This is a genomic window from Marivita lacus (assembly GCF_014637725.1).
GTDB classification, from domain to species: Bacteria; Pseudomonadota; Alphaproteobacteria; order Rhodobacterales; family Rhodobacteraceae; genus Marivita; species Marivita lacus.
This window is the reverse complement of the sequence record NZ_BMFC01000001.1, coordinates 559,928-579,750: the sequence shown is the minus strand read 5'-3', so window position 1 is coordinate 579,750 and position 19,823 is coordinate 559,928. Positions and strand designations below refer to the sequence as shown.

The following is a 19,823-nucleotide window of genomic DNA, read 5'->3' as shown; positions in this document are numbered from 1 at the left end:
AATGACACATACTGTGGAAAAGATCGGCGGGACATCCATGTCCCGCCTCTCCGAATTGAAAGAGACGCTCTTCATCGGGGATCGCGGAATGACGGACATCTACAACCGCATCTTCGTGGTTTCCGCTTTTGCCGGGATCACCAACCTGCTGCTGGAGCACAAGAAATCGGGCGAACCCGGTGTCTATGCGCTCTTTGCGCATAACGACAGCAACCACAAATGGCAGGACGCGCTGGATGATGTCGCAGTTGCGATGAAGGCGGCGCACGGGGAACTCCTGACCCACAAGGCTGACATTCAGCAGGCGGACCTTTTTGTCGATGAGCGCATCCTCGGCGCCCGCAACTGCCTGATCGACCTGCAGCGCCTGTGTTCCTACGGCCACTTCCGCCTGCCCGAACATATGGGTCATATCCGCGAACTGCTGTCCGGTCTGGGGGAATCCCATTCGGCTTATGTCACGTCGCTGATGCTTCAGCGCAGCGGCGTCGAAGCGCTGTTCGTGGACCTGTCAGGCTGGCGCGACGAGGGCGATGTCTGTCTTGAAAAGCGGATCACCGGCGCGTTCGAAGGCATCGACCCGTCCGTCGAAATGCCCATCGTCACCGGCTATGCGCAATGCGTCGAAGGGCTGATGAACGAATTCGACCGGGGCTATTCCGAAGTGACCTTTTCGCATCTGGCCGCCCTAACCGGCGCCCGCGAGGCGATCATCCACAAGGAATTCCACTTGTCCTCTGCCGATCCCAAGCTGGTCGGTGAAGGGGCGGTGCGCAAACTCGGCCGCACGAATTATGACGTGGCGGACCAGCTGTCCAACATGGGGATGGAGGCGATCCACCCCAAGGCGGCCAAGACCTTGCGTCAGGCGGGTGTGCCTCTGCGCGTCACAAACGCCTTTGATCCCGGCGATCCCGGCACGCTGATCGACGACCAACCTGCAGACAAACCTGCGGCGGAAATCGTCACCGGACTTGATATCGTGACGCTCGAGGTGTTCGAACAGGACATGGTTGGCGTCAAAGGGTATGATGCAGGCATCCTTGACGTTCTGACCCGGCACAATGTCCGCATCGTGTCCAAGACCTCGAACGCCAACACGATCACACATTATTTGGACGCATCGCTCAAGACGATGCGCCGGGTGGAACGTGACATCGCCAAGCTGTTCCCGGCCGCAGAGATCACCAGCCGCCGACTGGCCATGGTGTCGGTCATCGGTCGTGATCTCAACGGTCTGTCCATCCTGACGCGCGGCCTGCAAGCCATCGCCAAGGCCGGACGCGAGGCCATCGGCGCCAGCCAGGGTCCGCGCAACGTCGACGTGCAATTCGTGATGGACCGCGATTCCATGGAAGACGTGATCAAGGCGCTCCATGCCGAACTGATCGAAGATGTCCCAGCGCACCTGTCGCGCGCGGCCTGATCAACACCTCTCCGATGCCCGGTTCAGGGCATCGGAATCTCCGTGACGAATTTCGGAACCTGATAGCCCTTCTGTACTGCCGGTCGATCTGAAATCCGCAGATACCAGTCCCTGACATGGGGAAAATCGTTCAGGTCCACATCCTGCCACTCGAACCGCGCCGCCCATGGAAAGATCGCCATATCGGCGATGCCATAGTCCCCGGCCACGTAATCCCGCCCGTCCAGATGGGTGTTGAGCACGGAATAGAGCCGCGCGGCCTCTGTGCCGTACCGCACCTCGGCATAATCCGACACACCCCTGTTGAACTTCAGGAAATGATGCGCCTGACCCAGCATCGGGCCAAACCCGCCCATCTGCCACATCAGCCATTCCATCATCCGCCAATACGCGTCGCCTTTGGCCAGGAACCGGTCATGCTTCTGCGCGAGATACAGCAGGATCGCCCCGCTCTCCATCAGCGAAAGCCCAGTCTCCTGATCGACAATCGCCGGGATCTTGTTGTTGGGTGAGATCCTGAGGAACTCCGGCGCGAACTGCTCGTCCTTGCCGATGTCGATCGAGTGCACGCTGTAGGGCACGCCCAGCTCTTCGAGAAGGATGGACACCTTGCGCCCGTTCGGTGTGGTCCAGGTGTAAAGATCGATCATTGCATCCTGCCTTTCGTGGTCACTTCACCGCAACGCATCGCCGGTTGCTGCATCGAAAATGTGCAGCGTCTCCACCGCAGCGGTCAAGGTCACCTCTTGCCCGACCTCCGGCGGCGTGCGCCCATCCGCCTTGGCAATCACTTCCTGCCCCTCGGCCCCGACATAGATCAGCGTCTCGTGCCCCAGCGGTTCGCGCACCGTCACCGGCCCGCGTACAAGCGCAGGGCCATCACCGGGATGCAGGTCTTCGGGCCGCACACCCACCGTGACAGCGCGCCCTTCCGCCATGTCCAGCCCAAGGTCCAGCATGGTCCCCGACCCAAGCCGCAATTTGCCCTGCGACACCGAACCCGACAGCATGTTCATCGACGGCGCACCAATGAACCCGGCGACAAAGGTGTTGGCGGGCTTGTGATAGACCTCGGCAGGTGTGCCGACCTGCTGGATATGCCCGTCCTTCATGATGACGATCCGATCCGCCATCGTCATCGCCTCGACCTGATCATGGGTGACGAAGATGATCGTGTTGCCGACCCGCTGGTGCAGCTTCTTGATCTCCAGCCGCATCTGCGTGCGCAACTGCGCATCGAGGTTCGACAGCGGCTCGTCAAACAGAAACACCGCCGGATCACGCACCATCGCCCGCCCGATGGCAACGCGCTGCCGTTGCCCGCCGGACAACTGGCTGGGCTTGCGCGCCAGAAGATCGGTCATCCCCAGAATGCCCGCCACTTCGTCGATCCGCGCTTCCTTGTCCGCCTTCGACATCTTTGCTGTGCGCAGTCCAAAGCCGATATTCTTGCGCACGGTCATGTGCGGGTAGATCGCGTAGTTCTGGAACACCATCGCGATATCCCGGTCCTTGGGCTCGAGGTTGTTGACCACGCGCCCACCGATCACGATCTCGCCCTGTGTCGCGTCCTCCAGCCCCGCGATCAGACGCAGCGTTGTGGATTTGCCACAGCCCGACGGGCCGACAAACACGACGAACTCGCCATCTTCGACATCAAGGCTGATGCCATGCAGCACCTCGGTCTTGTCATAGCGTTTGACCAGATTTCTGATCGCAAGGTCGGCCATGGTCAGTCCTTCACCAGCAGCGCGTCAAACGCCGTATTCAGTCTCTGTTGTGCGGTTTCGTGTCTGTTTTTGCGTTCGGCACAGACCGCGCGGGCGGCCTGCGCCGTCGCCGAATACTGCCCCAAGGCCTCGGACATGGCAGCCTCCGCCGGTCCCCCGGTCCGATCCCGCCGCGCCACGAATGTCTCGGGCGCAACGGCCGTGCGGAACTGCTCCTCCGACAACCCGGTCTCGCGCCCGGTCTGCGCGGCAAAAGCGCTGCGAAACGGCGCAAACCCATCCCCCAAAGCTGCCCCTTCGGCAATCACTGCCTTCGCTGTCGCCGCCGCGACCTCATGTGCCGCACGAAAACTCAGCCCTTCGTCGCGGACAAGCGTGTCCGCCAGTTCGGTGATCGTGATGCAGGCCGAGTCGGTGGTCCGTCGCACCCGATCCACATTCACCCGGCAGGCCGGGATCAGCGCGGTCAGCAACTGCAACACCCGCGCACCGCGGTCGAACGCGGCATATCCCAACTGCTGCACCTCGCCTTCGCTGTCGTTCATGTCGGTGAAGGGCGTGTTGTGCATGACATTCACGATGGCATCGCATTGCCCCACCGTCGCGCTCGCCAGATGGCGCAGATGCTCGATCGGCACCGGGTTGCGCTTTTGCGGCATGATCGAACTGATCTGCACAAGGCTGTTGGGCACATACAGCTGCCCCACCTCGAAGGCGGTCCAGAACTGCATGTCCTGAATGACCCGGCCCAGATGCAGGAACATCAGCTTCATCGCGGAATAAAGCCCGGTCACGTAATCGACGGACGCGATACAGCCATAGGAATTGACCAACGGTCCGGAAAACCCCAGCAAGTCCGCCATGCGCGCCCGGTCTATCGGGAACCCGCTTGTGGTGATCGCGGCAGCGCCCATCGGGCAATGCTCCAACCCGTCCGCCGCCGCGTTGAGCCGCGCAATGTCCCTCAAGAGAACCTCGATCACCGCACCCAGATAATGCCCCCAGGTCGTCGGTTGCGCCGGTTGCCCGTGCGTATAAGCCACGATCAAAGTCGCTTTCTCGGCCTCCGCCTTGGCAATCAGCGCCTCGGTCAAGGTCAACGCCTGCTTCAGCAGCACCGCCACCCGATCCCGAAGCGCCAGCTTGAACAGCGTATGGTCCATGTCATTGCGCGACCGCGCGGTGTGCAGGGCCCCGCCCAGATCGCCCAACCGGCGTTTCAACTCTGCCTCGACCAGAAAGAAATAATCCTCGAACTCGCCGGTATAGGTCAGCGCGTCGATATCTGTCTCTGTCTCGATTTCCCGCAAGGCCCTCGCTATCGCGTCCGCCTCACCCGCAGGCAGGATCCCGGTCTCCGCCAGCATCACCAGATGCGCGCGGTTGATCGCGCCCATATGCCCCGCGTAATGCGCCTTCACACCCTCGAACAAAGGTGCAAGCACGGTGTCCCGATAGGTCGGGTCCGGAAACACGCTCTGGTCCGTCATGCGCCGCCCCCTGCTTCTTCTTTTTCCAAATATGCCAAAACGACGCCTGCCAAACCGTGCCCCGTCATCCCTTGAGCCCCGCCATCACCACGCCCTGGATGATGTAGCGCTGGAAGATCAGGAACACGATCAGTGTCGGAATGGTCGAAATCGCGGCCCCCGTCATGATCAACTCCCAGGCCACATCGGCCTCGTCGCCAAAGGACGACAGCCCGACCGGCAGGGTATACATTTCGACCGAATTGGTGACGATCAGCGGCCAGATGAACGCGGTCCAGTTTCCGAGGAAGACAAAGATCGCCAGTGCGGCCAGCGCGGGCTTCACCAATGGCATCGCCACGGTCCACCAGATCTGCAACTCGTTCAGCCCGTCGATTCGCGCCGCTTCGATGAAATCGTCGGGAACGGTTTCGAAAAACTGCTTCATCAGGAAGGTGCCGAAGGCCGTCATCAGGCCGGGGAACATGATGCCCCAATAGGTGTCCAGCCACCCGAATTGCTGGCTCATCAGGTACCAGGGGATCACAAGCATCTCGGTCGGGATCATCAACGTCGACAGGATCGCGATGAACACGATGTACCGGCCCGGAAAGCGGAACTTGCACAGCGTGTAGCCCACCAGAGAGTCGAAGATCACGTTACACACGGTGGTGATCACCGCGATGATCATCGAATTGAGGAACCACCAGTAGAACCGCCCGTCCTCGAGCACATAGGTGTAGTTCTCGAGATGCGGCTCGTCCGGGATCAGCTTGAGGTTATAGACCTCATGCGGCCATTTCAGCGAGGTCGAGATCATGTAGGCGATGGGCATCACCATCGCGACGCCACCCAGAAACAGCAGCGTCCAGCGGATGATCTGCCCCATGTTCGCGGGCTTCTTCGGCGCGTCCGTCTTGAGCAGCGCGTCGGTCGTCGGGCGGATTTCGGTAACGGCCATCAGCTGTCCCTCAGGATGCGCAGCTGGATCAGGCTCACCACCAGCAGAACAAGGAACAACACCACCGTCTGCGCGGCCGCATACCCCATGTCGAAGGCGCTGAATGCGGTCTCGTAGATCATCAGCACCAGCGGTTTGGTGCTGTTCAACGGCCCGCCGGGATTGTTCGTCGTCATGTTGAACACGTGGTCAAAGATGCGCAGGAACCCGATGGAGCTGAACACCACGATGAACACGATGGTCGGCTTCAAGAGCGGCAGCGTGATTTCCCACAGCACCGTCCACCACGACACCCCGTCGATCCGTGCGGCCTCGTAATAACTGCGCGGGATCGCCCGCAACCCGGCCATGAAGATGATCACCTGAAATCCAAGCCCTGCCCAGACCGCCGGGGCCAGAACCGACGGCAGCGCCCAGGTGGTCGATTGCAGGAACGGGAACTGGGGGATGCCCATGCTCGCCAGTGCATTGTTGAACAACCCCACCGGCACCGGCTGGTAAAACCACCGCCACACCCAGGCCATCGCAACGGCGCTGGTCATGAAGGGCAGGAAGTAAAGCATCCGCAGGAACCCGTGCATGAACCGAACCTGATCCAGGTGATAGGCGATCACGAAGGAAATGATCAGGCTGACGGGCGTGCCGATCAGCAGATAGACAAAGGTGTTCCGGAACACCTTCCAGAACACCGGATCGGCGAACAGCGTCTGGTAATTGTCAAAACCAGTCCAGGTCCGGTCGCCCAGCAGGTTCCAGTCCTGAAAGCTGATCAGGATGGCGTTGCCTGTCGGATAGAACCGGATCACCGTGTAGAACAGGATTGGAATGGCCAGAAACGCCCATGCCCAGACGATCTGTTTCTGCCGGATGGTCAGATTGCGATACATGCCTGTGTCCGAAAAGGGGACACCCCGGCCCAAAGGCTCCCGGGGCGTCCGTTTCGTGCGATCAGTTCGACGCGCTCTTGTAATAATCGTCGAGGATCTTCTGTTCGGCTTCGGCCGCAATGGCAAGGCTGTCCTCGGCGCTCATGCCCTGAAGGGTCATGCGCTCGACCATTTCCACCATCACCTGCCGCTGGCCGCTTTCATTGGCGAACTTGGTGGTGTGGGCGTATTCCAGCCCCCGAATGAACGGGCCAAAGACCGGGTCACTCGCGTTTTCATCCGTCATGCCGACCGAAGGCTTGGCGGGCAGTTCACCGACCACATCCAGCCAGACCTGCATCGCCTCGTCACCGGTGATGTACTCCATGAACTTGACCGCCGCGTCGTATTTCTCGCCCTCGGCCTTGGTGGTGATCGCGTTCACCCAGTAGGACGCATAATTCGACTGCGTGCCATCCGCCGTCGCCGGAAGCTCGGTCACACCCCAATTCAGGCCGCGCTGGCCTTCCAGCGACCCGATGCGGAACGACCCGTCGATATGCAGCCCCGCGCGCCCGGCCTTGAAGGCCGCCTGAGGCTCGTCCATGAACCCGATCGACGTCACCGCGTCGTCGCCCATGAAGAGGCTCGAATAGAAATTCAGCGCCTCGAGACCCGCCTCATTGTTGTAGTTCACCGTCTGGTAATCATCGACATAAGGCTCCCCGCCGAACTGCCGCACAAGGCCCTCGCGCCACCAATGGTGATCCTGCGCGGTCATGCCGGCGGTCATGCCAACTTGCGTCAGGTTGCCCGCGCCATCGCGCTTGGTCATCGCCTTTGCAGCGGCGATCATCTCGTCCAGCGTGGTGGGCGGCTCGACCCCGGCTTCCTCCAGCAGGCGTGTGTTGTAGAACAGGGCAAGCGACCGTACGGCAGTGGGCAGCGCCCAGTACTGATCGCCTTCCTTCATGGCCTGCACCATCGGAAAGAACTCCGCGTCGATCTTGCTTGCGGGGAACACGTCCGAAGGCAGCGGCTGGATCAGGTCGGCGGCGACATAATCGTTCAGCCAGCCGTAGAACAGCTGCACCACATCCGGGCCTTCGCCGGCCGGGATCGCTGCGGCAACTTTGGTGCGGTAATCGGCATAGGGGAAATGGGTCATCTTGACCGTGATGTCCGGGTTCGCCGCCTCGAAATTCTCGATCAGTGTTTCCATCGCCTCGACCCGAGTGTCGAAGAAGTATTGCCAGTATTCGATTTCTACTGCCTGTGCGGCAGTGCTGAAAAGAGCAGCGGCGCTGGTTGCTGTCGCAACGGCCAATGCTTTGACGTTGAAGAATGTCATGGACCTCTCCCTGTTGAGATCTGTTGAAACGCCAGCCCATCCTTGGTCGGGACCGGTCAATCTCCAAGCGTTAACTCAACTTTCTTGAGTGTTCAAGTTTGGTGCGCTAAGCGAAGGCATGGTCACGACGCTGAAACCGAAACTTGGCGCGAATCCCGAACGCGCGCGCAGCCACAACAAACAGTTGGTTCTGCGGGCGGTGCGCCATTCCGGCACCATCGGGCGCGCCGAAATCGCCCGCGCCTCTGGGCTGTCCACTCAAGCGGTATCGAACATCATCTCTGATCTGCTGGCCGAAGGGCTGCTGGTCGAACAGGGCCACCGCAGCGCCGGGCGCGGCCTGCCGGTGCAGCAATATGCCATCAGACCCGGAGGCGGCTATGCCTTTGGTGTCGAGGTGCGGCCCACCGCGATGTTCACCGCGCTGGTCGATCTGGTGGGAACCCCGATCCTCACGCACCGCACACCGCTGAAAGACCCGACGAAAGGCGTGATCCTCGACACTGTTTGTGCCCAACTCGATCACGCCCTGTCGCAAACGCAGGTGCAGAGACACATGCTCATGGGCGCAGGGATCGTCATGCCCGGCCCGTTTGGCGACACCGGCCTGACCGGCACCGCGTCCGAGCTTCCCGGCTGGAACATCGGCGACCCCGCGGAGATCTTCGCAACCGCGCTTGAGCTTCCGGTCTTTGTCGAGAACGATGCCAACGCAGCGGCGATGGCCGAACGGATGAACGGTGTGGCACGCGGTCTGGATGATTTCGCCTATCTCTATTTCGGTCAGGGGCTTGGCCTCGGCCTTGTCCAGAACGGTCAGATCCTGCAAGGCGCTTTCGGCAACGCCGGAGAGATCGGCCACATTCAGGTGCTTGTCGACGGGCGACCGGTGGAACTCGAAAGCGCGACCAGTCGTTTGTCGGTGCAAGCCTGTTTGGCCCGACAGGGCATGGATGTCACGACCATGGATGATCTTACCAGTCTCTATTCCAGCGCAAACCGGCATCTGATGCTGTGGCTGGATCAGGCGGCGCAGGCATTGTCTGCGGCGCTGTCGATCATTGAAAACCTGTTCGATCCGGAAACCGTGATACTTGGTGGCGCGATGCCCGATGTGCTGCTGGATCACATCATCGCCCGCACGGTGCTGCCCGAACGCTCTGTGTCCAACCGGCCAGACCGCGTGCATCCACGTCTGATGCGCGGCACGTCAGGCCGCATGACCGCAACTCTGGGTGCCGCCGCCCTCGTGTTGCACCAGGCCTTTACACCCACCATCGCCGAAGCGAGGTAACACATGCCGACCCAAGACCAGACCCGCCTGCAAGAGACCCGGATGCGCCCGCGCGTGCTTGATCTGTGGTGGGCGCTGCGTCCGCTGCAATCGGTGGTGCGGCTGATGAACACCGGCGCGCATCCCGACGACGAAACCACCGCGCTGCTTGCCGCCATCGGTCTGCGTGACGGCATCAACCTCAGCTACGCGTGCTCCACCCGTGGCGAGGGCGGACAGAATGACATCGGCACCGAAAGCGGCCCGGCGCTGGGCGCTTTGCGGACGCGTGAGATGGAACGCGCCTGCGATCTTCTGAACATGCGGCTTTACTGGCACGGCACCTCGCCCGACGATCCGATCCGGGATTTCCGGTTCTCGAAAAGCGGCGAAGAGACGATGGGCATCTGGGGGCACGACCATCTCCTGCACCGCTTTGTCGAGATTGTGCGCACCGATCGCCCGGATATCATCCTGCCCACTTTCCTCGACGTGCCCGGTCAGCACGGCCACCACCGCGCCATGACCCAAGCCGCGCATGAGGTGATGACCGCTGCCGCCGATCCCGACTTTCCGTCGAATCTGCCGCCCTGGCAGGTGTCCAAGATGTACCTGCCCGCGTGGTCCGGTGCAGGGCAGGCCTATGACGACGATCTGCCGCCCCCCGAGGCGACGCTGACCATCGACGGCGCAGGGAAAGACCCGATGTCCGGCTGGAGATATGCCCGCATCGGCCAGATGTCGCGCGCCTGTCACCGCACCCAAGGCATGGGGCGTTGGGTCCCTGCCGGACCGGGCAGGGACTGGCCCCTGCACCTTGCCGTCAGCCATGTGGACGGGCCGGATGATGCGCTGGGCGCGGGCTTGCCGCAAACCCTGGCGGATCTGGCCGGTCAGGCGCCCGAGATCGCAGATCTTCTCCTGGCGGCGCATGGTCATATCACCGAGACCATATCGGCTTTCCCGCATGTCACCCATATGGCGGTGACGGCACAGAATGCGCTCAAGCAGGTCCAATTGGCCGAGGCGGACGCCCCTGCGCACATGGCCCACCGACTGGCTGCAAAGCACCGGCAGCTTGCCCATGTCCTGCGGCTTGCCCTTGGCGTCGAGGCCCGCGCGCGCACGGGCCAGACGTGGCTGCGCCCCGGCGACACCACAGATGTGACGGTCGAATTCGACCCCGGCGCGGCCGAGGCGTGCAGCCACAGCCTTGCGCTGCCCTATGGCTGGTCGGAAGAGGACGGTCGGATCACCATTACCGCCAACGCCAATCAGACTGACCCGTACCGCCCTGAATACGATCCAGCCGATCCCCCGCTGCCCCGCATCGAGATCAAGCTCGGGACTGCCACGGTTGCGGTGCCGTTCGAGACACCGCCGGTGATCCTGCCGGACCGCGCCGCGCTGATCGCGCCGGATGCGGCTCTGATCAACCTGAAAACGCCCAAACGCAGTGTCTTGGTCGGGATCGCCGATGTCAGCCCGGCAGGCCGCCGGGTGAGTTTCGATCTGCCCGAAGGCTGGAGCACGCAGCAGGCGGCGGGTGGTGTCGAGATCGTTCTGCCCGACGACCCGGAGCCGGGGCTTCATTCCCTGCCGCTGTTTGTCGGGGATGATCCGGCGATGACCGAACAGCGCATCGCCCATGACCATGTCGACCCGACCGTGCATGCCCGACCTGCCGCGCTGACCGTCCGCGTGCTGGACGTGGCGCTGCCTGAGGCCAAGGTCGGCTATATCGGCAGCGGGCATGATGCGGTGGCAGAGTGGCTGAACGCGCTGGGTGTCGATGTGACCGTACTGAGCGACGATCAGATCACCAGTGACGATGCGCTGGCCGGGTTCGACACGATTGTGATCGGCATCTTCGCGCTGCGGTTCCGGGACGGGCTGGTGTCGGAAATGCCCCGCTTGCGGGACTGGGTCGAGGCCGGCGGTACGCTTCTGACCCTCTATCACAGGCCATGGGACAACTGGGATCCAGAGACTGTTCCGCCGCGCAGGCTCGAAATCGGGCAGCCCTCGCTGCGCTGGCGCGTGACCGATGCAGAGGCCGAAGTCACGCATCTGACCGACCATCCGGTGCTGTCCGAGCCGAACCGGATCACCGACGCGGATTGGCAGGGATGGGTCAAGGAACGCGGTCTCTATTTCGCCAAGAGCTGGGATGACGCCTATACGCCTTTGCTGTCCATGTCCGACCCCGGTGAAGAGCCGCTGAAAGGTGGGCTGTTGACCGCCGAGATCGGCAATGGGCGGCACACCCATTGCAGCCTCGTGTTGCACACCCAGATTGCGCGGCTGGTGCCCGGTGCCTACCGCCTGATGGCGAACCTGATCGCTCCGCGCCGATGAACCCAGACGCGCCGCGCGACAATGTCAGGGGCGGTGCGTGGCTATTGGCCGATATGGCGCTGAACATCTGGGCGCTGGGCATCGTCAAGGCGCTGGGGCTGGGTTATCCCGTGGCGCAGATCGTGTTCCTGCGGGCCGGGATCGGTTTGGTGCTGTTGTTGCCGTGGATCCTGCGCAACCGCCACAGCTTTGCCCTGGTGCCGGACCTGCCCCTGCAAGTGCTGCGCGTCGGGCTGAGCGCGGCCACGCTGACCGCCAGCTATTTCGCCATCGCCCGCGTGCCTCTGGCGCTGTTCACGACGATGAATTTCACCCGTCCGCTTGTGGTGATGGTACTGGCGGCTCTGCTGCTGCGGGAACGGGTCACCGGTGGGCAATGGCTTGCCGCGATTGTCGCCATGCTGGGGGTGCTGATCGCCATCGACCCCGATGGCACCACGCTGGGTCCGGGGCTGATGGCGCTGGCGTTGGTCGTTTTGACCGGGTCGGGTGCCGTGATCGTCACCCGCCGATTGCGCGCCACTCCGACGATCGTGCTGATGACCTTCTACACCGTGGGTCTGGGGCTCTGCACCCTGCCATTCGCGCTCTGGTCATGGCAGCCCATCCCGTCTGACCACCTTGTGCCATTGCTGGCCATCGGGGTGTTCGCGCAATCCGCGCAGGCCTGTTTCCTGCGGGCGCATTTCAACGGCGATGCAGGCGTGCTGTCGGTGCTGGGCTACATGAGCCTGCCGCTCTCTACCGCCGCCGGATACTTTGCCTTTGGCGAAACGCCGACCTTGCGGTTCATGGCGGGCGCAACACTCGTTGTGCTGGCCGCTGCATCGTTGACGGTGTCGCGCCGCCCGCGGGCGATGATGCGGATCAGGTGAACGCGTTCCGAGCGGGACCGAAATCATTGTGTCTGTATTCGGACGACGTCTGACGCGCTATGCGCACCCGCTCAGAGTGAGCTGTTATAGAGGGCGCACATGGCCTGAGCCCACCGCGGTCCTTCCACAATGTGGTCACCACGGCGACAGAAATGATCGGAAATTCACCATGAACAGGTACCGATTGACAACATATTTGGCGCGTAGGACACGGGCTTGCGCAGCGGTTGCGCAGGCAGAACATCGGTTCTGGGCGGGTTTTCTGGAGGTGTCCTGTGACACAGCGCGTGCTTTTGACGGGAGGGGCCGGGTATATCGGCTCGCACACCCATGTCGCTTTGGTCAATGCCGGGTACGAGGTTCTTGTCCTCGACAATTTCAGCAATTCCGCACGGGATGTTCCGTCGCGGCTTGAGACCGTCACCGGTCAGGCCGTGCATGTCATCGAAGGCGATGTGCTGGATCGTGCTCTTCTGGACCGGGTGTTTGCCGATCACGACATCGACGCGGTGATCCATTTCGCGGCGTCGAAATCGGTCGGCGAAAGCATGCGCAAGCCGCTGGCCTACATGCAGAACAACATCGTCGGGCTGGTCACCCTGATGCAGGCGATGGATGCGGCCGATGTGCGGCGTCTGGTGTTTTCGTCCTCGGCCACCGTCTATGGCAGCGCCGCCGACCTGCCGATCCGGGAAACCGAACCGCTGAGCTATGGCAATCCGTACGGCCATTCCAAGCTGGTCTGCGAACAGATCATCGAACAGACCGTGGCCTCCGACCCGCGCTGGGCGGTGGGCGTGCTGCGCTACTTCAACCCGGTGGGGGCGCATCCGTCCGGGCTGATCGGCGAAGACCCGGCAGGCCTACCCGACAACCTCATGCCCTATGTCGCCAAGGTGGCGGCAGGCCAATTGCCCGTGCTGTCGGTGTTCGGCGACGATTATCCCACGCCCGATGGTACGGGTGTGCGTGATTACATCCATGTCTTCGATCTGGCGCAGGGTCATGTGCAATCGCTGGCCGCGCTGGAGCGTGACGGGACAGGTCATGTCGTGAATCTTGGCACGGGGCGGGGATATTCGGTGTTGGACCTGATCGCGACCTATGCCCGCGCGAGCAACCGCGACATCCCCTACAAGATCGCGCCCCGCCGCGATGGGGATGCGGCGTCGAGCTATGCCGACCCGTCGCTTGCCAAGACGGTTCTGGGGTTCGAGGCGCAGTACGACCTGTTCGACATGTGCCGCACCAGTTGGGTCTGGATGCAGAATTCGGCGCAAAAGGCCGAAGGCTAGCCCGTCAGATCCTTGAGCCCCATGCGTACGGCACGGTTGGAGTTCTGTCTGAGGATGTGTTCGCCCAGCGATTTCGCAAGCCGGGTGTGGCCCTTTTCCACAGCGCGGTTGAACAGTTCCCGCTGGTAGCGCGGAAAGCTGCGGCGTTCGCGGAGCAGCTTGTAATAGGCGTCGCTGTTCAGGGTGCCGTTCAGCGCGCCAAGGATGATCGGGCTGAGAATGCCCATCTGGTTCAGCGAACTGCCGAGCCGGTGCCCCAGCAAGGGCGCGCGCAGGTGTTGCACGTTCGCACCTGTAAAGCGCGCCGCATGTTGCGCATCGAGCGGCTCATACGGGTCATAGAGGATCGAGACACGATTGGCGGCTTCGCTGACCTGCGCGGCGTCGCCATACTTGCCGCTGAAATCGCGGTCCCAAACCACCTTGTAGCGGGATTCCCACGGCACGATGGCTTTGTCGACCGTCGATTGCGGCGAGATCGCCACCACGTCGCATCCCGGTGCGGCCGGTGAAAAGGCGCAAGCCGCATAGCCGCCCATCGACGCGCCATAGAAGACCACGCGTTTGAACTGCCTGAAGAACCCGCTGTCTTTCAGATCGTCGAACTGGTCATGGACCCATTGTTCGCGGTACCAGGTCCAGCCGCCGGCCAGCACGCCGAGCATCGACCAGCCCTGATCCTTGATGAAGCTGTAGCCCCAGGGGCGGCGATCCTCGCGTTTGGTCATCGCGATATCGAGGTTGTCGAAGGACACCACCAGCGTGTCGGGATCACGCGAGATGTAGAGGAAACTGTGCCCGTTGGTGCCGGGCCGGTACCATCCCTTGGCTCCGGCAAGCTGAAGCGCGATGGCGTCCCAGCTTTCGTCGGTGGCAGGTTCGGGCGGGTTTGGTGTGATCTTGATGCGCGTGACGGGTTTGCCCTCGTCCTCGCGCGTCGAAAGGGTGGTGTTGGTGCCGTAGGGCTTGAGGAACGGAAACGCGCCGGACCCGCGGCGCACATCCATGAAGACGCGCGTGTCGGAATGGAGACAGCGTTGCAGGAACACCTCAAGGAACTGCGTCTTCCAAAGATCGCCAAAGCCCTGAAGGTTGCACAGCACATCAACCGGGCGCAGCTCGGCCTCGGAACGGATCACCTTGATCCTGTCGGGATCGACCTCGTTGTCGGTCAGGAAGGTGATGTATTCGGCCAGCCACGGCATGTCCTCGTCCTTGAACCTGGCGCGGCGGTTGGTGTTCACAAGGTGGATGTCGCAGTCGAACTTGTGATGCAGCGACAGCACGAAGCTGCGCGCGGCACCGGTCAGGTCGGCGACGCTGGTGACCTCGTCGAGATCCAGCGCGTCGATCAGCGCGCCGTCAAAAATGGTGTTGCCACGTCCCTTGATCGGGGCCAGCGCCGGGTTGATCCCATGCGCCTGCACCAGCTTTTCGAGGTAGGACCCCTTGGGCGGCAGACCGCCATGCAGGGCGCCCAACTGGCGCTTGTTCGACGCCCAGAGGTGCAGCGCGGTGGTCTGGGAGGTGATCAGACCCTCGGCCAGTTCGGCGCGGCGCATGAACTTGAACCGTTCGCGAAAGGTGATCGGATAGAACGCGTTGAGCGGTTGCACATGGTCTTCGAGGCCCAGAGCATGAACGTAATGCGTGACCATCATCGGCCCCCAGACGCCCCAGGGCTGTTCGGTGATATGCACCGGCTTGCCCTTTTCGGCCTTCTTGCGCATCTCGTCCTGTCGTTTGCGGGGCAGGAAGGGCGCGATGGAATGGCGGTCGTTGGTAAAGTCGATCATCTGGCGCAGCGCGTCGCTGTCGGCGGGCAGGCCAAGCACGGCATTATTCACCCGGTGTTCGCCGGGCAGTTCATATCCGAAGACATAATCGCTGTCGTACTCCATCGGGCGATGGCAATAGACATCCGTATCCACCCAGATCATGCCGGGGTTCTGGTGGATCATGTGCAAGCGAAACCAGTCCGCAAAGAGCGCGTAGCTGTTCTTCTGTTCGTACTTGATGAAGTCTTCTGTATCGATGATCTCGCGCCCGTCGCGGCGGATCACGCCGTCGGGGACGTTGGGGATGTCCTCATAGCTGAACAGGGTGATCTTCTGGCCCTTGTCGACAAAGGACTTGAGGCACAGCTGTTCCAGCCAACTGAGCGGCCCCCCGATCCAGAGCGTTCCGACCTCGCGCGTGCGTGGCATCTGCGTCACCTCATCCGCGCCTCTTGTTCCGATCGGGCGCTGTCTTTTTCGGAATCCTAAGCACAAAATATCGGGTTGTGTAGCCTGCGTGATATCTGACCCAGTTTTTGCATCATTCGTGCCTTTGGTGCCATGCAGCTTGCCAGAATGACCGACGACACGTTACCTTTTTTGCAAAACATCAATAATTGCGGGTGTAAATTGACCCGCTAGGCGAGGCAGTAATGAGCGGTGACACCTACACGGTTGTCTCAACCATGAAAAACGAAGGCCCCTACATCATTGACTGGGTGGCCCATTACAAGGTGCTGGGGTTTGACCATATCCTTGTCTGCACCAATGATTGCACGGACACGACCGTGGAGATCCTCTTGCGCCTGCAAGAGATGGGGTTGGTGACGCAGCACAACACGATCGTGCGCAAGGGCGGGATTCACCGCTCGGCGCTGCGTCAGGCCAGCCGTCGCTATGACATCGTGATGGACGCCACATGGGTCTTCGTGTGTGACGTGGACGAATACCTCAACATCCATATCGGTGACGGGTCGGTGCAGGCGCTTGTTGACGGGTCCGGGCCGGATGCCGACGTGATCTCTGTGCCGTGGCGGGTGTTCGGGGCGGGTGGGATCGAAAACTTTGCCGACACACCCGTGACGCAGCAGTTCCGCATGGGTGAAGACGAATGGGATGCCGAATTGCGGCCCGAGACCGGGAAATTCGTCAAGTCGCTCTATACCAACCAGCACAAGTTTCAGCGCATGGGCCTGCATGCGCCGGTGTCGCTTGAGGAGCATGTCGCCGACACGCGCCGCGTTCTGCCGGGCGGGATCGAGTATATCATCGGTGGCGAGCGCACCGACAATCCGCCGCTGTTCACCCATGCGCAGGTGAACCATTATGCGCTGCGCTCCATGGACAGTTTCCTTGTCAAACGCGCGCGCGGTCGGGCCAACCATTCGCATCACGTGCTGGGGATGGAGTATTGGGAGCGGTTCAACCTGAACCACGACAAGGATACGTCCATCGACCGGTACAAGACCAAGGTGTCCAAGCTGGCCAAGGAGTTGAAATCCGATCCGGTGCTGCAAGACCTGCACGCGCGCGCGGTGGACTGGCACACGCGCAAGGCGGCATCGTTGAAGATCGACCCGGACATGGACGAGCTGGTCAATGGCTTGAAGGCGGCGTTGTGAGTGTGCGGACCACATCCGTGATCCGGGGATGCCCGGCCGATCCGAGTGAGAACCGCAGGTAGGGGCGACATGGGACAGGTGATCGAAAGGCGCTTGCCGGGTTTGGCCCTTGGTCCGATCACGGTTCTGGACGCCGTATCGGTGCTGCAGGATGGCCAGCCCTGTGCGACGCTGTTTCTTGCGGCGGGCAGCGATGTTGCAGCGCTTGCCCATGCGGATGGGGTCGCGCCATTGTCTCAGGCCAGTGTCGGCGGTGCTGCCTGCGTCACCTATCCACTGTCCGAGGATGGCGACCTGCGACTGACGCTGAACGGCGCGCCTGTGGAGATCATGCTGGCCGCGTCGGAACAGGACCGGTTCGAAGGGCTGAACTGCATCGCCGCGGTGCGCAATGGCGAGAATGCACAGACTGTTGCGGTCTGGCTGCAACACCATGTACAGACCCAGTCGCTTCAGGCGGCGGTCATCGTGGACCGGGCGCAACCGGGGACAGACCCCGAATTTGCCGCGCAGCTTGCCGCCGAGATGGAGCGCCTGTCTCTGGGGTGCGATGTGACCATCCTGACCAGCGATCTGCCATTGGGGCGAACCGATGCCCCCGCCGAGGCGCACCCCTTCTGCGTGCCCGAAGCCCCCGGCAAGGACCGGATGGAGGTGCCACCGCCATCGCCCTGGGACTCGCCGCTTGGCGCGATGTCGCTGTACGAAATCCTGCGCGCGCGGTTCCTCGGGCAGGCGCGGGCGGTATGCAATATCGACGTGCACGACCTTTTGCCGCCGGATGCGCCAAACGTGTTCGACAGCGCGGTGGAGGCTGAGGGCGGTCTGATTGCGCTCTTCGGGCGGCATTGCTACCCGTGGCGCGTGCGCAAGGACGACCCGACCCGTTTTGCCGATCACATCTGTGTGCAGTTCGACTCGAAAAGCGGGCGACAGCGCTGGTGTATCGCACCGGCCAAGGCGCCCGAGGCCGCGATCTGGCGGATGATCCGGATCGGGAACGCGGTGCCCGACAGACGCCGCACGCAGCTGTTCTACCGGCACATGGCGCTGCGGCACCCGACGCCGTCGATCTCAAAGATCGTGCCCAAGACCTCGCTCATCGAACACCCGCCGCTGCTGGAGATGTCCGAGCACCACTGGGGCCACAAACCCGTGCGGATGCCGGAACTCGCCACCGACGCGTTGCCCAGAGGCAAGGGGCGTCGGGTCATCGTCACCACGATGAAGAACGAGGGGCCGTTCATCCTCGAGTGGCTGGCCTATCACCGGGCCATCGGGTTCGACGACATTCTGGTTTACACCAATGATTGCACCGATGGCACCGACACGATGCTCCGGACGCTGGAACGCAAGGGGTTCGTGCAGCACCGCGAAAATCCGTTCCGCGAAAGTGGTCTCAAACCGCAGCACGCCGCCTTGCACGCGTCGGATGATGAACCCTTGGTCAAGAACGCCGCGTGGCTGACCTGTATCGACGTCGATGAGTTCGTGAACATCAAGGTGGGTGACGGCACGCTGGATGCGCTCTTTGATGCCGTGCCGGATGCCAACATGATCGCGATGACATGGCGGCTCTTCGGCAATTGCGACGTGCATGAATACGAGGACCGGCCGATCACCGAACAGTTCCTGCGCTGCGCGCCCGAATTCGCGCGCAAGCCGCATCAGGCCTGGGGCTTCAAGACGCTGTTCCGGAATATCGGCTTGTTCAAGAAGATGGGCGTTCACCGGCCCAAGGGGCTGAACCCGCAGCTTTGGGAAGAGATCAACTGGGTCAACGGGTCGGGCAAGCCGCTGCCCCGCGAGATGTTCCGAAATGGCTGGCGCTCGACGACCGAGACCTATGGCTATGATCTGGTGCAGCTCAATCACTACGCCGTGCGCTCTGCCGAGAGCTTTCTCGTCAAGCGTGACCGCGGACGCGTGAACCATGTCGACCGGGATCAGGGGCTGGCCTACTGGTTCCGGATGAACAACAATTTCGAGGAAGATCTGTCGATCCAAACGCGACTGCCACTGATGCGGGAAGAACTGGCGCGGCTGCTGGCCGATCCGGAGATCCGCGCCGCCCACGACAGCGCGGTTGCGGCGCATCGGGACAAGATCGACGCGCTTCGGGCGACCGGAAACTACGCCGGTTTCTATGCGGATTTGACCGGCGATCGGCTTGAAAAGCTGTCGCGGTTGCACATGCATTTCGGGTCGAACGTGTTTCTGTCGGGGCCTGAAGTGGTGCCGGACGAGGTTCTGCGCAAAGACCCGAACGAGGACTGGTTCTTCACTGTCGAACTCAGCGGCGAGACCGCGCACTAGGATGCCGCCGAGACATTGAAGGCCGCCCGGATGGGGCGGCCTTTTCCATCTTCCGCGACGGGGCCTGTTCAGAGGCCGCGTCGCGGGATTTGGTGTTTGGCCCATTGGGGCCGGTCCATGCTCACTTGACGAGGGCCTGGACGAGTGCGCGCTTTTCGCCTTCGCTGTCGCTCGAGTGGATGACGGACAGGATGGTGTTGACCTCGGCGTCGGTCAGGGCCGCGACATCGGCGTTCGGCGCGTATTGCTCGATCGCGGAAGTGTCGATCATGGCGGAGGCGGAGAAGGCTGTAAGGACAAGTGCGGTTGTTGCGATGAGGGTTTTCATGTTTTTGGTCCTTTTTCTGGGTTGGGTTGCTGCGCCGTGGCGCGGTTTCGGTGATCTGCTGTGCCGGTCTGTGTGTCCGACACCGATCAAGCTAGGCCCGGCTCGGCGGGCTTTGAACTCACAGCTCGTGCACGGGCGCTCTCGCAAACGTGGACTTGACGCGAGGGGTGGGCGG

The 19,823-nt window shown here is 62.2% G+C and carries 15 protein-coding genes; 7 read left to right on the top strand and 8 right to left on the bottom strand.

Annotated features, from left to right (window positions below; all coding sequences use genetic code 11):
- Position 1: 1 nt before the first annotated feature.
- On the top strand, positions 2 to 1,426 hold the full coding sequence (locus IEV82_RS02810) for an aspartate kinase (protein WP_188480426.1): 1,425 nt from the start codon (positions 2 to 4) through the stop codon (positions 1,424 to 1,426).
- Between the two features lie 23 nt (positions 1,427 to 1,449).
- On the opposite strand, the gene IEV82_RS02805 is transcribed toward IEV82_RS02810, so the two are convergent.
- The 6 genes from IEV82_RS02805 to IEV82_RS02780 all read right to left on the bottom strand — a co-directional run bounded on the left by IEV82_RS02805 (position 1,450) and on the right by IEV82_RS02780 (position 7,803).
- Positions 1,450 to 2,076, bottom strand: a complete 627-nt coding sequence (locus IEV82_RS02805; protein WP_188480425.1) for a glutathione S-transferase family protein — start codon at positions 2,074 to 2,076, stop codon at positions 1,450 to 1,452.
- A 24-nt stretch (positions 2,077 to 2,100) separates the two neighbouring features.
- Positions 2,101 to 3,156: an ABC transporter ATP-binding protein gene (locus IEV82_RS02800; protein ID WP_188480424.1), complete on the bottom strand. Its 1,056-nt coding sequence runs from the start codon at positions 3,154 to 3,156 to the stop codon at positions 2,101 to 2,103.
- A gap of 2 nt (positions 3,157 to 3,158) precedes the next feature.
- Positions 3,159 to 4,646, bottom strand: coding sequence for an argininosuccinate lyase (gene argH / locus IEV82_RS02795; protein ID WP_188480423.1), 1,488 nt, complete (start codon positions 4,644 to 4,646; stop codon positions 3,159 to 3,161).
- A gap of 64 nt (positions 4,647 to 4,710) precedes the next feature.
- Positions 4,711 to 5,589 carry a carbohydrate ABC transporter permease gene (locus tag IEV82_RS02790; protein ID WP_229747667.1) on the bottom strand — a complete coding sequence of 293 codons (879 nt, stop codon included), beginning with the start codon at positions 5,587 to 5,589 and terminating at the stop codon, positions 4,711 to 4,713.
- Positions 5,586 to 6,473 carry a carbohydrate ABC transporter permease gene (locus tag IEV82_RS02785; RefSeq protein WP_188480421.1) on the bottom strand — a complete coding sequence of 296 codons (888 nt, stop codon included), beginning with the start codon at positions 6,471 to 6,473 and terminating at the stop codon, positions 5,586 to 5,588. The genes IEV82_RS02790 and IEV82_RS02785 overlap by 4 nt, the downstream gene beginning before the upstream one ends.
- A 61-nt stretch (positions 6,474 to 6,534) precedes the next feature.
- On the bottom strand, positions 6,535 to 7,803 hold the full coding sequence (locus tag IEV82_RS02780) for an extracellular solute-binding protein (protein WP_188480420.1): 1,269 nt from the start codon (positions 7,801 to 7,803) through the stop codon (positions 6,535 to 6,537).
- Between the two features lie 118 nt (positions 7,804 to 7,921).
- On the opposite strand from IEV82_RS02780, the gene IEV82_RS02775 reads away from it, so the two are divergent.
- The 4 genes from IEV82_RS02775 (at position 7,922) to galE (ending at position 13,604) form a co-directional block, all read left to right on the top strand.
- Positions 7,922 to 9,097 (top strand): ROK family transcriptional regulator, encoded by a 1,176-nt coding sequence (locus IEV82_RS02775; protein WP_188480419.1) that lies wholly within the window; start codon positions 7,922 to 7,924, stop codon positions 9,095 to 9,097.
- 3 nt (positions 9,098 to 9,100) lie between these two features.
- On the top strand, positions 9,101 to 11,434 hold the full coding sequence (locus tag IEV82_RS02770) for a PIG-L family deacetylase (protein ID WP_188480418.1): 2,334 nt from the start codon (positions 9,101 to 9,103) through the stop codon (positions 11,432 to 11,434).
- A complete protein-coding gene (locus IEV82_RS02765) occupies positions 11,431 to 12,309 on the top strand; it encodes a DMT family transporter (protein ID WP_188480417.1) in 879 nt (292 codons plus the stop codon). Before IEV82_RS02770 ends, IEV82_RS02765 begins: the two co-directional genes overlap by 4 nt.
- A 275-nt stretch (positions 12,310 to 12,584) precedes the next feature.
- Complete coding sequence (gene galE, locus IEV82_RS02760) at positions 12,585 to 13,604, top strand: UDP-glucose 4-epimerase GalE (RefSeq protein ID WP_188480416.1); 1,020 nt, start codon at positions 12,585 to 12,587, stop codon at positions 13,602 to 13,604.
- Here galE and IEV82_RS02755 read toward each other — a convergent pair.
- Entirely contained in the window at positions 13,601 to 15,811 is a 2,211-nt protein-coding gene (locus IEV82_RS02755) for a hypothetical protein (RefSeq protein ID WP_188480415.1), read from the bottom strand. The genes galE and IEV82_RS02755 overlap by 4 nt on opposite strands.
- Positions 15,812 to 16,035: 224 nt before the next feature.
- Here IEV82_RS02755 and IEV82_RS02750 point away from each other — a divergent pair, with 224 nt between their 5' ends.
- Both IEV82_RS02750 and IEV82_RS02745 read left to right on the top strand, forming a co-directional pair.
- The gene (locus tag IEV82_RS02750) at positions 16,036 to 17,004 is read left to right on the top strand and encodes a glycosyltransferase family 2 protein (protein WP_188480414.1); all 969 of its coding nucleotides are present in this window, start codon (positions 16,036 to 16,038) and stop codon (positions 17,002 to 17,004) included.
- A gap of 69 nt (positions 17,005 to 17,073) precedes the next feature.
- Positions 17,074 to 19,320 (top strand): glycosyltransferase family 2 protein, encoded by a 2,247-nt coding sequence (locus IEV82_RS02745; RefSeq protein ID WP_188480413.1) that lies wholly within the window; start codon positions 17,074 to 17,076, stop codon positions 19,318 to 19,320.
- A gap of 121 nt (positions 19,321 to 19,441) precedes the next feature.
- Here the strand turns inward: IEV82_RS02745 and IEV82_RS02740 are convergent, their stop codons facing one another.
- Complete coding sequence (locus tag IEV82_RS02740; RefSeq protein WP_188480412.1) at positions 19,442 to 19,648, bottom strand: hypothetical protein; 207 nt, start codon at positions 19,646 to 19,648, stop codon at positions 19,442 to 19,444.
- Positions 19,649 to 19,823: the final 175 nt, after the last annotated feature.

What these genes read in the sequence shown, in the direction of transcription:
- IEV82_RS02810 (WP_188480426.1), top strand. Translation starts at nt 2, where the DNA reads ATGACACATACTGTGGAAAAGATCGGCGGGACATCCATGTCCCGCCTC.
- IEV82_RS02755 (WP_188480415.1), bottom strand. Translation starts at nt 15,811, where the DNA reads ATGCCACGCACGCGCGAGGTCGGAACGCTCTGGATCGGGGGGCCGCTC.
- IEV82_RS02770 (WP_188480418.1), top strand. Translation starts at nt 9,101, where the DNA reads ATGCCGACCCAAGACCAGACCCGCCTGCAAGAGACCCGGATGCGCCCG.
- IEV82_RS02800 (WP_188480424.1), bottom strand. Translation starts at nt 3,156, where the DNA reads ATGGCCGACCTTGCGATCAGAAATCTGGTCAAACGCTATGACAAGACC.
- IEV82_RS02780 (WP_188480420.1), bottom strand. Translation starts at nt 7,803, where the DNA reads ATGACATTCTTCAACGTCAAAGCATTGGCCGTTGCGACAGCAACCAGC.
- argH (WP_188480423.1), bottom strand. Translation starts at nt 4,646, where the DNA reads ATGACGGACCAGAGCGTGTTTCCGGACCCGACCTATCGGGACACCGTG.
- IEV82_RS02750 (WP_188480414.1), top strand. Translation starts at nt 16,036, where the DNA reads ATGAGCGGTGACACCTACACGGTTGTCTCAACCATGAAAAACGAAGGC.
- IEV82_RS02775 (WP_188480419.1), top strand. Translation starts at nt 7,922, where the DNA reads ATGGTCACGACGCTGAAACCGAAACTTGGCGCGAATCCCGAACGCGCG.
- IEV82_RS02785 (WP_188480421.1), bottom strand. Translation starts at nt 6,473, where the DNA reads ATGTATCGCAATCTGACCATCCGGCAGAAACAGATCGTCTGGGCATGG.
- IEV82_RS02765 (WP_188480417.1), top strand. Translation starts at nt 11,431, where the DNA reads ATGAACCCAGACGCGCCGCGCGACAATGTCAGGGGCGGTGCGTGGCTA.
- IEV82_RS02805 (WP_188480425.1), bottom strand. Translation starts at nt 2,076, where the DNA reads ATGATCGATCTTTACACCTGGACCACACCGAACGGGCGCAAGGTGTCC.
- IEV82_RS02745 (WP_188480413.1), top strand. Translation starts at nt 17,074, where the DNA reads ATGGGACAGGTGATCGAAAGGCGCTTGCCGGGTTTGGCCCTTGGTCCG.
- IEV82_RS02740 (WP_188480412.1), bottom strand. Translation starts at nt 19,648, where the DNA reads ATGAAAACCCTCATCGCAACAACCGCACTTGTCCTTACAGCCTTCTCC.